This is a genomic window from Luteolibacter sp. (assembly GCF_039920825.1).
Lineage (GTDB): Bacteria > Verrucomicrobiota > Verrucomicrobiia > Verrucomicrobiales > Akkermansiaceae > Luteolibacter.
The window spans coordinates 300,123-314,293 of record NZ_JBDSCX010000042.1; the positions used below are offsets into that span (position 1 = coordinate 300,123).

Genomic DNA, 14,171 nt, shown 5'->3' on the forward strand with positions numbered 1-14,171 from the left:
CATGAAGTCGGTAACGCTTGTAATTGCCAGATATAACGAAGACCTCTACTGGATCTTGAAGCTCCCAGAGCATATCCGAGTGGTTGTTTACAACAAAGGAAGCGAAATTCTTGAGAAGCAGGTTCGGGCAAAGATCGACTCTATCATCCCGAGGAAAAACATCGGGCGGGAATCGGAAACCTACTTAGAGCACGTCCGGAATTCCAACGGCGACTTCACTGAGTGGACCGCCTTCGCTCAGGGGGATCCCTTTCCCCACAGTCCTGATTTTCTCAAAATCTTAGAAAAAACAGAGCAGTGGAACGACATCCAGCCGTTGACACTGAAATACTTGGCCGAGCAGGATGTGCCTCCCGCTTTCCTGATTCGGTCGGACACCCGAGAACATCTTGGCGACGCAAGAGTCCGCAGCGAGCTCTTTTCGTTGACTACACTGCAGCCGCTCACGTTCGTTGACGACGGAGCCGAATGGATTGCGAAGAATTACCGTGAAGGTCATTCGCTTCCTAAATACTCGAATCTCGTCGAGCACTTTTTCGAAGTGGCAGGCTGGGACGAAATGACGCGGAAAGCCGGGGAGGCATGTCTTGGTCGGCTGGCCTACGGAGCAATGTTCGCAGTGCGTTCCTCACTGATGGCGAACATTCCGGCCGATGTGTTGGAGCGGTTGCAGGTGATGGCCCGCGGCCACAATGCCTATGGATTCATCTTCGAACGCGTCTGGCTCCATTTCTTCGGCCTGCCTTTCTCGAAGGTTAACCCGTGAGACAAATTCTTCAGTTTTGGCCGAGTTTAGAGTAACAAGCCCGCGTTGCATTGCCGATGGTCGCGTCCTTCACCCGCCGGATGGCTTTCATCCACGTTCCTAAAGCAGCGGGAAGATTGATCCGGGACTGCATCAAATCGTCCTTTTCAGAAGAAGAATCCTGGGTGGAGGGTTGGGGAACCGATGGAGGTCTCGATCGCGCCCATCTTTTTCCTGATGAATTGCGGATGTGTTACCCGCGTGTTGCAGAAATGCTGGAGGAAGAGGACTGTTTGAGCTTTACCGTGGTCCGCCACCCGATCGCCCGCGCGGTGTCGGCATTCCAACATTCCTGCGGCGGCTACGCGGACGAGAAGGAAAGATCCCGCGGGCTTGCCGGTTATCTGGAGAGAATCGAAAGCGGCTACTTCAAAACTGACGGACGGGACGGATTCCGATACATCCACGGAGCTCCCCAGCACGAATTCCTACTTATTGAAGACGAATGCCTGGTCAAGCAGATCCTCCGGCTCGAGGACGACGATTTTTCGGATCGGATTTCGGCCATCCTTGGTAGGGAGATTGTGTTGTACCGGCCGAACATTGGATTCGGTCATTATTTGGTCCAGCCATCGTCCGAAGATGTTGAAACCATCCAGCGAATTTATGCCAGGGACTTCGAGCAATTAGGCTATGTCGTAGGGGATCCTCGTTGATGAGCGCTTGCTTGCCCCACGCTCCTGTCGGGCGTGCTGGTCACATGTTCTTCACCGGATGAAGGAATTTGCCGTTTGGATTTCGATGCTCTGATACAAACCACTCATTCTCGTTTTCCATCCACAGCAAGGTCGAAATGTCCTCGGCAAAAATCCGGCACGCCGTGCCCAGCCGGATCTCACCGTGCATGTTGTCGAAAAGCCGGGACGAACGGACCAGCCCGTCGGATACGCGTCGCATCAGATCGGTCGAGGCAAACACTCCGTTGGTAGGAGTAACGGCCGCCGCGTGATTGCCGAAGAGGAGTTTTTTCCAAGCGGGCAGTTCCTCCCAGTGTTGCCATCCCCAACAGTCCTTCACTCCCAACTTTACGAAATTACCTCCACAACCGAGATCGAGATCGTTTGCGAAGATCTCCCTGACGGGAGCGGTTACCTTGCAATCGTTTTCAAGAAACAACAGGCGGTCATACCCGCATCCCATTCCGGACAGCATGAACTGATACATGATGAGATCGACTTCGCCCCATCGCCCCCTCAAGCGGGGTGCCTCGTTTTTCGGCAATCGGGGATCCGGAGCCAAGACCACTGCGTCTTCAACCATCTGTGATTCCGGAAATCCGCATGGGATGACGGTGACCAAGGGGTCGTGGCAGTTGGCCTGCCTAAGCAACTCGAGATGATGGAGGGTGAGGGGATCGGTTTGGTGGTGACAGAACAACACTGCGATTTTCGCCGTTGCACGGACCGACGGCCGGCTTTTCCGTTTGATGCTGATCAAGGTTTTATCGCGAATCCGCCGAATCCATTGAATTTCTTCCCGATGGCGATCAATGCAAGCCTTGATGGTTTCCGTGGTTCCGGGGACGTTTCCGCCAAAATCGTGCATTGCTAAGACCCCCCCGGGGCTCAGTCGTTTCCAACAATTCTCAAAGTCGCTCTCTACATATTCCCGCTGGTGGTTTCCGTCGATGAAAGCGAAGGCGACGGGTTTATCGGGCAATTGGACCTCCAAGGAGTTCACATCAAAAAGCATGATATTCCCGAACGGTGAGATCGTTCGCATGAAGGATTCCTTCCAGTCGCTAGGGGCAACGAAATGCCGGTAGATGTCTGTCATTGCCTCTCCCCAGGTGTTCACGGTCGAATCGGCGTCGACCTTGAACGCTTCCACAACCCAAAGGGATTTGGCGCTTCCGGATTGCTGCAGGAATGAGGCCAGCTTGACCGTTCCGCCGCCCGCCAGAGCTCCTATTTCCACGAAGTCGCCGGGGACTGCCAACAGGTTTTCACGAAGGATGATTTCATCGATCAACGTTTCGTATCCCACTAGGTCTGCTGTCATTGCTTGAAAATTGTTGGGTGGAGCCGGCAAAGGGTAACAATCCCTTGGATAGACCGATCAACCTGTTAGCGGGAATGGTAAGCTCGGGCAAGAAAATGTTCGTGAATTGTCAAGTGGACATCCCGCCCTGCCCATACCCGGGAGCTCTCCTTTGTGCCGAGGGGGGAATTTCACCGTTTCAATATTCGCGCTGGACTAGCTCTCGACTGGACATGATCTCCGCTTCGTGGAGAATCACTCCATGGGCTACAATTTCCTTGTCTTCAGGGTGAAGTCGGGCCACCTGGAGATCACCGAGTTCGACCAATATGAATGCCGTGGAGACAACGCGGTTCGGATACTTCAACTGGCGATCGCCGCCGCCCCGGACTCCTTCGAGGGACGCTCAGGGTGCGTGTCTTTTACCGACTGGCCTCCCGACGCGTCGTTGTTGCAGAGCTTTGATCTGGTTTTCAGCAGCACCAAGCATTTCGGGGAACATTCTCCGTTTTTGCCGTTTCCCTGCCCCTATTCGCTCGGCTGGCCCCAGATCGGAGTACCGGACGGCAACGGGCTTCTCATTAGTTTTCTTTCCAGTCCACCCGCGCCGGAATCGCCGAAAGCATTCTGGATCGGGGCAAACATGCATCACTCCCGGGCGACTTTGCGGGAAACCGCACAGAGTTTTCCGGAGCTATTCGACGTCGAACTCATGGAGTGGAATCGGGATAACCCAGAAGTCCGGCTCCAATCCCAATCGCGGTATGTCCATCTATCGGACCACCGGAGATACAAATACCTGATTGATTGCCAAGGAGGAGGATATTCTGGAAGGCTCCGCTGGTTGATTGCTTCAGGACGGCCGGTGTTTGTCGTGCAGCGGCGCGAGGTGGAGTTTTGGCATGATTTTATGGTTCCGTGGAAACATTACATTCCGGTGAGAGAAGATCTCGGCGACCTGCTGGAGAATCATGGCATCATCGAGGAGAATCCCGGATTATACGGGGAAATCGCGATGCATGCGCAGGAGTTCGCAGGGGAGAATTTGGTTCTGGAAAAAATGATAAAGCATGTTGTGGATGGGGTGCGCAGTCTGGGCCATTGAACACGCTGGCTGAGCAATGACCGGAATCCGAGCAGCTTCATTCGGAGATGGCCTTGCCCAATCAAAGATAGGGCGCGATTCTCTGGTAATGCCGAAGCCATTCGGTGTTAGATTCCAATTCTTCCCGTTGCGTGAAGTAAGCAAAATGCGCCACCAGGGACTGCCCCACTATGCAGTTCGGACGGCCCAGCCGACGCGGAATATCCACCGACAAGGATTGCTCCTCGTCAGCACCCATGAATTCACGCATGAGGTCATTGTCTGCTCCAAACCAACTCATGCAGTTAATCGAGCATCTTTCGAAGTCGAGGAGGAGCCAGTCTGGAAATAAGAAATTGCGAAGGCTCGGATCCTTGTCCCGAGTTTCAAAGAACTTGGAATGAACAGTTGCGGCGGTTTCCCACTGTTTCCAGCTATGATCACCATCACATGAGTATTCCATGGAGGGCTCCGGCGGTATCGCTCCGAAGCGCTGGTGAAGGTGGGTGCACAAGGAGTTGTTCAGCGTGTTGGCGTAGACCAGGAAGAAGTGCGGGTTGTCGATACGGAAATCGAGAAGGCGCTTTATTGAATCTTTCGCCATCCAGACGATGTCGTCATCCAACCGGATGAACAACGTATTGGGACTGGCCGTGAAATCCTTGTAAAACGTAGCCAGGCGGCCATGGGAGCTGTGATCTCTGTACGACGCCGGGCTGATGATTTTGCGGAAAAAATCCGGAAGATCCGCGCAATACCGATCGGCGCTTGCCAAGTCTTCGGGATTTTCCGTGTTGATCCAAAGTTCGTGCCGATCAATCAGCGGACAGGATCGGGTGTAGGCGGTCAGCAAATCGGTATATCGGGTGCGGCCGAAACACGTGATGGCGACAACTTTGAAATTTCGATACATAGACTTTGTTAATGATCATCCGCAGATGGCTGGAGCGTCGGACGGTTGCTTGAGGTTTAGCAGCGCCTGCCACTGATCCCTGCATTCCCGCCAGGCTCCGCCGCTGAAATGAATTACCAGCGGGAACGTGTTGCCTGGCTTTGAGCGGATTCTGTTTCCAACTGCCTCGTAGTCCGGATTATCGATTAGTTGTTTGGCCGCCGTCCCGAAATTGGTGAAAATGCGACAGTCGTAGTCCGGGGTCATGGGAACGGTCCTGGCGAGGAACGCCAGTTGCATGATCCACTGGTCGTCGTGCGCGTAGGCCGAATACCTCTGCCAGTATTTCAAAGGGCCAGTAAGCCCCGATCCTGTCACTTCGTCGTAAATCCTGACACATTCCCGAAGGACGCGAATGATTCCCGACCGCGTTCCCATCCATCCGCCGGCGTTCGGCCAACGCCGGTTGTCGACCGCATGCGGGAAACTCTCGTTCCATTCAGGGTCAGGAATGGGCCAGCAGCCTCTTTCCATCGAGATGACAAACTCGGTACTCATTTTCGAAAACTCCGCGAGAATGGTTTCTTCTCCTCCCAGAACAAAACTGTCCGTAGCGTCCGAAAACAGCACGTGTGTGTAATGCTCGGGAAGTGCCTCGACGGAGGCCAGAACGTCCGCGATCTTGTCGTGAAACCAACATACCGTCGGCTCTCCGGCTCCGCAGACATGTGCCTGCATTCCAAACTGTGTCAGGGAACGTGTGAAGTCGGAGATTTTCCAATCGAGTTCCTTGATCGGATAACGCCCGACGGTCATCACCGCCAGCTGGGGTTTGTAGTCGATGGCTTGGCGTTTGAGTCCCCACGCGCTGTGCCTCCATAATGGAGCGAGTCGGCAGTGGCACCGGAGCACGTGGCGACCCGCGGGCAGAACCAATTCGGTAGTTGAATCCATTGGACCGTATCCTACTCCCAGAAAATTATGATTGACCGAGAACATCACCGGATTGAAGCGGTCCAGATTTGAACTTCCAGCGAGGAAGCCCTGGATCGCGGCGCTCTCCTCCAGATCGAGAGTCACCTCCGAATTGGTGTGGGCCGATATTACTTGGGAGAAATCCTCCCGAGGGGGAATAATAGTGCTTTTGGAAAGTCCGCATTCGTAGCCGGAGCCTCCGCCAACGGAAACCCGCCCCCAATCTGTTGTATTTGAGATGATTCTGAAAAATTCCGGTTCTCCGCGCATAAAGGTAGGTTAGATCCTTGGATTGGCTTCGATCGAAGTCTGAAGAATTTCTGGAGTTTGAAATAGAATTGCGAAAGTTTTTACGTGGAGCCCAACGATGAGCCGATAAGATAGTTAGAGTGTTTTCCGAGAATTTCCATCAAAATTTTTGGGTCGCTACGATGAATTTTCTTGTGGAATTCGGCAAGATAGTCTCTTAGATGTTCTGGTTAGCTGATGGTGGCCCTTTTGCCATCTGTCGTGTCGCCCCAAACCTGTTGCTAATTCCCAACAGCGTCCTGTTTACCGATGTTTTATCACCAATCCACTCCTTCTAGCCATGTCCAGTTCCTCGTCGTCACCTGATGTTCCAACTCCAGATTGTAATGATGCCAACGGTGAGACTCCGAGCGAGCCGGCGTCGGGGGGCGGGAGTAATGGCGGCGGAGGCGGGCAGCAGGGCGCGGGCAAAGTCAACCCGTCGGCGGGCAGGCCTGACGTGGGCGCTCCGGCGATGCCCAGTTCGGTAGGCGGGCTGCCCTTGATTGGGATGGCTTACGATTTCTCGGGCGGTGGTTCCGCGGCGGCGTTCGGTGGCAAGTGGAACTGCGGGGCGCTGGCGGGTCTAGCGGGAACCACGGGCGGTGGGCCGGCCACGAACATGCTGAGCTACGACACCGATCCGAAGCGGGTGATTACCTTCACCCCCGCCCTGAGCGGTGATTCCTATCAGGCAGGTTATTTCATCCTCGACCAGTTGAAATACGTGCCGGGCGAGGAGACGGAAGAGCCTTACTATCAGCTGCTCAAGCCGAGCGGCCAGCGGATATTTTTCAGTCCCGGCGGCCGGGTCCGAGCGGATCTCGATCCTGGTGGCATCACCAGCCAATACGAATACGGTGAATCGGGTAATCTGACAGGGATTGTCAGGGCAGTGGGGGGTTATATGCACCAGTATGCGATCCAGTGGAGCGAGGGAAAAATTACCGAAATCGTTTACAGCAGTGGCGAGTCAGAAATGCAGCCGATCCTTAGGATTTCCTACGGTTATGTCGGCAACGACCTCAAAACAGTGAAGATCAGCCAGTGGGTTACAGGGGCTGAGCCCGGGTGGGGGCCTCCGATCAGTTCGACGCTCTACTCGTATGAAGAAGTTACCGGTCGGCTGCGGCACATCGTAGGGCCGGACCAATATCTCCAGATGGTGCACAATGGCATTAATCCGGAGCTGGCAGCGCCGGATCTGCTAAACAACTATGCCACCAGCGAGTATCAATATTGGAATGATGGACGCGTGAAAAAGCTTTTCACTAACGGCCGAAAATACACTTACGGGTTCAACTACTTCACCAACCGGACGGGCGATTATTCGATAAACGCTTGGTCTTCCCAAACGGTGGTGACCGCGCCGGACGGTTCGATCCGCACTTACTATTTTAACCGCGGTGGACAAATGCTGCTTAAAAAAGTGAGCCAAGACGACATCTTCGACTCTCCGGTCTGGTATCCGATCTATCAACGGTATGAGGAGGGTAGTGCACGCATTATCCTTTCGGCAGACGCGTCGGCGATCGGCGTGGTCAGTGAAGCCAATCCTCGTTTAGTCACTCTCAAGAACTGCGGCGGTAAGGTGACCCGCTACAGTTACACCGACCAAGGCTACCGTAAGTCAGTGGAGCTATCGGAGGGAGAAAGGCTGACGCCCGAGCCGTTCAAGGTTCGCAGTTACACTTACGAGCCAGTGATCGTGGAGAACGTAGGGATTATTCAGCAGCTCAAGACCGAATCGATATATCCGGTTGAGGGCGGACCTGGGATTACGACTACCTACGATCGTGATTATTTCGCTAACAGTTTGCAGCCGAGTAAAATTGCGACCCTACTGCCGGACGTTCCTCCCGGGGAGAACGGCTGGCTGGAGGAGGTTGCCACCGAGGCGCATTTCAACATTCAGGGGCTGCTGGTGCGGAGAGTGGACGGCGGGGGCTCGGCGACTTCCTACGAATACGATTCCGCGACGGGCGGCATGACCGTGATGATTCAGGACGAAGAAGGCCTTAATTTGCGGACCGATTACGAACTGGATGCCCGCGGTCGTTGCATCGCCACCTTTGGGCCAGCGCACTTCATCGATTTCGGAGAAGAGACGGCCAAGGAAATTCGTACCGCCAGTTGGACACGTTACAACGCGGACGACAGCGAGGTTTGGAACTTCCAAGGCTATCGAACTTTGGATGAGGTCGAAGACAAGGTTGTCAGTCCGGTTTCCATTACGCGTCGCAACATGGCCTCGCCGGATCCCGAAGATCCGGCTTACCTGGGTTGGTGGCAATCCCAGACCATTGACGTCGCATACAGTGGCGACCTCCCAGCAATGGACGAATCCTTTCCGCAAACGGATTGGGTGCGCTGGAAGGTGGATCTACACGATCAGGCGTCGGAAACCGTCGAACAGTGGACTTATTTTGACATTCCCGATGATGGCTATGGCTCGCAGGGTGAAAACTATGGTCGGAAGCTGCTCGAATACGACTTAGCCGGTCGCGAATACCGAACGACCTGCCCCGGAGGAACCACGGACCAGACCGATTTCAACGCGATGGGTTGGCCGGTGACCGAATGGTTGGGTATCAGGGAAGAGATTGCGGGGCTTGTCATGACCCGGCGCAACGAATACGATTCGACGGGCAACGTGATTACCGTCACTCTCTGGGTTGACGGGGACTTCGATCACGTTCGGGCCATGGAGAACTCCTATGACTGGCGTCACCGCCTAGAACAAATGCAACAGGTGGTGGAAAAGGATGATGGCGGAACCCCGTGGACGCTCATTACCGGTTTCACTTACGACAATCGTGACCTGCGCCTCTCGGTAACAAACTACCATACTGAGTTGTCATCAAGCTATATCACGTCGCAGCGTACCACCGATTATGATGTTCTGGGACGTGCGTACCGCGCGAAGGTCTACGGGGTCCGCCCATTGGGTGACAGTACCATTCCGCACGTGTACAATCCGCAGGAATCGAACACCTACTACGACGCAAACAACCGTGTAGTTCGCAGCGCCCCTTCTGGCAGCAAGCTGTTCACCGCAACGAAATACGACGCGCTTGGCCGAACAAAAGCGACCTACCGGGCCTACGACCCGGTTGGATACGAGGCAGGCAACGACCCGGGCGAGGTGGTGAGCTCCATCGTCATGGAACAAGAGGAAACGGACTGGGATGATGCAGACAACCTTGTGGGCACGACAAGGAAGGATCGCTACGACGACGATTCCGATGAAGACTTGGGAGAGTTGGGGGCTCCTGACGTCGAGCCCAAGGCGCGGATCAGCCATGTGGCCAGCTATGCCGATGGTATTGGTCGTGCCGTCGCGACCGCGAATTTCGGTACCAGTGATTGGTCGGGTTGGGAGCGTCCGCCGCAAATCCCTGACCGAGGCGATAAGGTGCTGGTCACCACAAACACCTACGACGCAGCGGGCAATCTAGCCGCTGTGAAGGATCCCGGCGACAAAGTGGTTGAAACCACCTACGACAATGCCGACCGAAAGATCAAAATCATCGAGAACGTCACTGGCGGACCGGGCGAAACCCGCACCACCCGTTTCGAATACACCGACGACAGCTGGCTCGAGAAACTCATCAGCGAGAACCCCGCTACGAGCGAAGATGGCGTACAGGTGACCCATTGGGTGCGTGGCGTTACCCCTACCAAAGGATCGGCGCTCTACAGCAATCGGCTCGTTTACCAGAAGATCTACCCTGATGGAGGGCCCGAAGATTGCGTTACCTACACCTACAACCGCCAGTTGCAGGTCACCGGAATGACCGATCAGAATGGATCGGTACATGCCTACGATTACGACAAACTGGGGCGTTTGTTGACGGATCGTGTGACGAGCTTTGGCAGCGGCATCGACACAGCGGTCTCCAGGCTGGAAACCGGCTACAACGAGCGCGGGCTGGTATTACGTTCCACAAGCCTCGGACACGATGGTGAAGCGGTGGTCGTGCGCAACGAGGTGAAGTGTGAATACAACGGCTTCAACCAGTTGGCCACCGAATATCAGGAGCATGCAGGGGCGGTTGATGGGGAGACTCTTAAGGTTGCATACAGCTATGTCAACGGCAGCGCCAATACCACGCGCCCAACCGGCATCACCTACCCCGATGACGGAACCGGCGATCCGTTTATCTTGGGCCTCGCCTACAAATCGAGCATGGCCGAGTCCCTCGGCCGGATCGATGAAATCAAAGACGGCACGATCGTATTGAGTTCATGGCAATACATTGGCCTCGGTATGGTCGCTGCCCAGAAATACAACGCGGCATCAGGCGTCAAACTGACCTACGGCAGTTCGGACAACGCCTATGATGGCTACGACGCTTTCGGCGCGATAGCCGCCACCGTCTGGCAAAAAGGCGGTACGACGGTGGTAGCATCCTCCTATGGACGCAACCGTGTTTCGGGAGTATTGTGGCGGCGCGACGACCTCGCGCACGCCATGTCCATCGACACTCAGGACAACTATTACGAGTATGACGGGCTACGGCAGGTAGTCTTGCACGATCGTGGTGATCTGGCGGCGAACACCAGCCCTCCGCCAGCATACGCAGGGATTGACCCGATCACTCGGCAGCAGCAGGAATGCTTCGTTTTTGATGAAACCGGCAATTGGGGTAGCTACAGCAGCCAGGAGGCCGCGCTGGTTCAGAACCGCACGCACGTCGCGTCCAACCAGATTGAATCGATCACCAATCCAACCGGAGTCATCCAGCCCACCTACGATGCAGTGGGCAACATTGTCGGGTTGCCGCGTCCTGACGACTGGTCCCTTGGCTACGATTGCACATGGGATGCTTGGAACCGCCTAGTCTCTTTGACCGACGGAAGTAGCCCGGTTGCCACCTACGCCTATGACGCCTTCGCCCGCAGGATCATTACCGACACGTCGGAAGTCCGCGAATATTACTTTAACAACCAGTGGCGGGCCATCGAGGAGCGTGTTGCCGGCGCACCGGTGACGGATTATGTTTACAGCCCGACCGACCGGTGGAATTTGATCCGGCGGCGATGGTCGTTCGAAACCCGACTGGATGCGACGGACTGGTGCTTGCGCGACTACCTCGACCCGGTGGCCATCGTTGACAACGAGGGCGATGTGGTGGAGCGCTACGGTTACGAAGCATTCGGCCCGGCCCGCATTATGGACAGTGAGTTCGCCGCCATCGGCAGCTCCACCGTCGGCTGGATTTGGTTGTTCCACGGCGAGTTCATCGACAGGGATACCGGGCTCTATAACTATGGCTACCGCTACTACAGTCCACAACTCGGCAGATGGTTGTCAAAGGATCCCATCGGAGAAGACGGGGGGCTGAATTTGTACGCATTCGTTGGAAACAATTCCACAAATCAGAATGATTATCTTGGCTTGGACACCCAAAACGTAGACGTTAAAGTAATCGGTCATTCCATGTGGGGGTCCGAGCGAATACAAGACGTCAGTGGCCTGAAAGGCGTTGTAACAGTTGCTGTCAACATCGAAGACTGCGAGACCGGCGGGCGTGTGTATTTGGGGGGGGTGGTTGATACTTCGCTTGATAGCGGCTACTGGGAGCAAATATTAGGATTCCTTCATATCCCTTTGTGGAAGTTGGGGGATCTAGGATTCACGTATGATAAAACTGCAAGATACAAACTCGAATCCACAAAATACGTGGATTGTGGAGGGGGAAAACGTAAGATGCAGATAAAATTTAGCGCGACGTTAAGCGTGCACGAGAAGATATCAGCTTCATTACTAGTCCTTCACGAAGGAACGGAATTATTAGAAAGTGATGAATCGCCAGTCGTCGATGGGCCTTGTTGTTGTCCACCCAAAAAATAAGTCGGAGAGTCCATGACAAAGCAAATTACCAACGCGCGGATTTCGAGTTATAGAATAGTAGGATTGTTGATAATTTTTGCGGCGGCGATACTTGCTTATTTTCTGTATCGATCCGCAACGGCTTCCTCAACTCCGGAAATGACTTCGAGCCAAATAAGAGATAAATACTATGAGGTTCTTAAAGAAGCTGAGGTTTACGCAAAAAACAGCGATAAATACTTTTCGGGTGCAAATGAATTTCCGAAGGACGACAAGCTTGGGAATTTGATCAACAATGAAAAAAGTATAATTCGATGTGATATCAACGATGAGAATGGTGGCACTTTGTCGGCAGATCGGTGGGTTAATGAGAAAGGTGGTTCTTATACGAGAAGTTTTCATCTAAAAAAAGACGATACCAGTGACGAAACTATAGATGTCTTCGATGGATTGTCCAATGATGGGAAAAGACCCGCAAAGATAATCCTGTATAAGAAGATGTACCTCAATAACGTCGGTCGAAAAATATGGGTGGTTTTGACATTTCGAAAATAAATAGGATGTGAATGTACAGTGCTGCTTGTCGCTCCTAGCCAATTATAGGTTATGTCATCGAATAGCAGCCGGATCGTGCCGTCTTAGAGTTGTTCTACTGGGCTCTGTGACGTCGGCGAACAGGGGCTGCGGTCGAGGACGATTTGGAAGGATGTACCGGATTTCCGGCTAGCAATCCCACGTAGATCATTACAATCTGAAGTTGCCGAGTCACCAGAGACCCTCAACGCTGGCGACTAAAGCGAGGATGAGGGAACTTTATGCGAAGAACACGGTAAATTTCCGAAAGCGTAATCAACCAAGTGGGGAAGATCAGCTGTTGAAGCGGAAATCACACCCGCGGCCCAATGCTTCTCGACAAGTTCCGATGAAATCGCCGGGTGGTTAATTCCAGGCAGCAACCCGATTTCTAAAGCTTCCCGCGCGATGTTCAATAATCTGTTGGAAAGGAGCTCTGCAGAGCCAGCGCATGATGCCCAATCGGTGTCTAGCGAGTTGCTTACCGTGGAATCGTAGCCAAAATGAACATAATCCTTTAGATTCTCGGCATTTTCCGAAGCTCCGGGATCTTTTCTTATAAAGGGCAGATTTGACGCATGGATTTTAGAGTGCCACCAATATCGCGGATTTTGTCGGCACGTGATGCTACTGAAACCCGCATCTTGGCCGGCAATCCACCAGAGGGGAACGTAAGTGTTCCAAAATCTCGCCTCATGAGCTAGCCCCAATTGGTGGTCGATATGCCAAGATCCACGGCTAATGTATTCGGGCGCGTCGAGGATGTGGCGGTAGAATTTTTGAAACGCTCGCTTATGGACTGCGAACGCGTGGGTTCTATTAATGCTTGTACCTCTGGCAACCACCGATTTGCCGGTGAGCAACCCGGGATTCTCGATGTGCTGGCCTCCTAGATAGATCTGTCCCCAGTCGTCCGGCATTTCCTCCATGAGCAGCTTCAGTAGATGTTCTGCGCGATCGCAAAACACCGCGTCGTCCTCCAAAACGCAGTAGCTGGTGATTTCATCCATGATGGCGTCCTCAACAATTCTCGCATGAGACTGAAGACATCCCCACGCTCCGTTCCCGGCTCCAAACCACACGGGTGGTTGGCAGTGCTCGCCGGAAATTGCCTTCGCCCAGGTAATGTCTTTTCGTGTCCCCAACCCCAGTTCCTCTAGGTGCCCAGCCAAGCGTTCTCTCCGATCTGCTTTATACGGCAGGCTTATGACGTAAAGTCTTTCGAAATGATCCAGTAATCTCATGGGAGAATCTTGGTCTAGCGGATAGCGCATGCGCGTGTGAAGTAGCAAGAAAATTCCAAAAAATCAATGATGTCAATCTGTCGACGGTAATTCTTGTCATTTTGGGTGGCGGCCGACGGAAAATACTGAAAGTCAAATCCGAGTGACTCATGTTTGAGGTTAGACAAGTTTTGGCGATTATTCCAGTCAGCCGCAGGACGTGGTATCGGGGAAGCATGGCTGGAAATTACCCGCACCGGTAAAATTGTCCCAACGGGTATCGGGGTGGCGAAAATCAGAAATATGCAGGTTGATGAGCACGTTGAGCCATTCTCTCGGTGGCAGTCCCGCCATTTTTCCTACGCAGAAGGACGAAAATGTGGCGCCGCCACCTTCATAGGAATCGGCGCGCGTGGTAGGGAAGCTGGCGCGTTAATTTCCGTAGGAAGATGGAATTTCTATCAGCGGTGACCAGCGCTCACGCAAACGCGCTGTAGGTAGGGCAAGGCATTCGG

9 protein-coding genes are annotated in these 14,171 nt (G+C 53.8%); 5 read left to right on the forward strand and 4 right to left on the reverse strand.

Annotated elements, in window-relative coordinates; genetic code table 11:
- Nucleotide 1: 1 nt before the first annotated feature.
- Entirely contained in the window at nucleotides 2-766 is a 765-nt protein-coding gene (locus ABIQ96_RS13630) for a hypothetical protein (RefSeq protein WP_348215153.1), read from the forward strand.
- Between the two features lie 80 nt (nucleotides 767-846).
- On the forward strand, nucleotides 847-1,461 hold the full coding sequence (locus tag ABIQ96_RS13635; protein ID WP_348215154.1) for a sulfotransferase family 2 domain-containing protein: 615 nt from the start codon (nucleotides 847-849) through the stop codon (nucleotides 1,459-1,461).
- Nucleotides 1,462-1,501: 40 nt separating this feature from the next.
- On the opposite strand, the gene ABIQ96_RS13640 is transcribed toward ABIQ96_RS13635, so the two are convergent.
- Nucleotides 1,502-2,806, reverse strand: coding sequence for a class I SAM-dependent methyltransferase (locus ABIQ96_RS13640; protein WP_348215155.1), 1,305 nt, complete (start codon nucleotides 2,804-2,806; stop codon nucleotides 1,502-1,504).
- Nucleotides 2,807-3,047: 241 nt separating this feature from the next.
- Here ABIQ96_RS13640 and ABIQ96_RS13645 point away from each other — a divergent pair, with 241 nt between their 5' ends.
- Nucleotides 3,048-3,890, forward strand: a complete 843-nt coding sequence (locus tag ABIQ96_RS13645; protein ID WP_348215156.1) for a glycosyl transferase family 90 — start codon at nucleotides 3,048-3,050, stop codon at nucleotides 3,888-3,890.
- Between the two features lie 61 nt (nucleotides 3,891-3,951).
- Here ABIQ96_RS13645 and ABIQ96_RS13650 read toward each other — a convergent pair whose 3' ends face one another.
- Together ABIQ96_RS13650 and ABIQ96_RS13655 are read right to left on the reverse strand one after the other, a co-directional pair.
- Nucleotides 3,952-4,782 (reverse strand): hypothetical protein, encoded by an 831-nt coding sequence (locus ABIQ96_RS13650; protein ID WP_348215157.1) that lies wholly within the window; start codon nucleotides 4,780-4,782, stop codon nucleotides 3,952-3,954.
- Nucleotides 4,783-4,797: 15 nt separating this feature from the next.
- Nucleotides 4,798-5,841 carry a glycosyltransferase domain-containing protein gene (locus ABIQ96_RS13655; protein WP_348215158.1) on the reverse strand — a complete coding sequence of 348 codons (1,044 nt, stop codon included), beginning with the start codon at nucleotides 5,839-5,841 and terminating at the stop codon, nucleotides 4,798-4,800.
- A 484-nt stretch (nucleotides 5,842-6,325) separates the two neighbouring features.
- Here ABIQ96_RS13655 and ABIQ96_RS13660 point away from each other — a divergent pair, with 484 nt between their 5' ends.
- Nucleotides 6,326-11,881 carry an RHS repeat-associated core domain-containing protein gene (locus ABIQ96_RS13660; RefSeq protein WP_348215159.1) on the forward strand — a complete coding sequence of 1,852 codons (5,556 nt, stop codon included), beginning with the start codon at nucleotides 6,326-6,328 and terminating at the stop codon, nucleotides 11,879-11,881.
- A gap of 12 nt (nucleotides 11,882-11,893) precedes the next feature.
- The gene (locus tag ABIQ96_RS13665; protein WP_348215160.1) at nucleotides 11,894-12,415 is read left to right on the forward strand and encodes a hypothetical protein; all 522 of its coding nucleotides are present in this window, start codon (nucleotides 11,894-11,896) and stop codon (nucleotides 12,413-12,415) included.
- A 236-nt stretch (nucleotides 12,416-12,651) separates the two neighbouring features.
- Here ABIQ96_RS13665 and ABIQ96_RS13670 read toward each other — a convergent pair whose 3' ends face one another.
- Complete coding sequence (locus ABIQ96_RS13670; RefSeq protein WP_348215161.1) at nucleotides 12,652-13,707, reverse strand: glycosyltransferase family 25 protein; 1,056 nt, start codon at nucleotides 13,705-13,707, stop codon at nucleotides 12,652-12,654.
- Nucleotides 13,708-14,171: the final 464 nt, after the last annotated feature.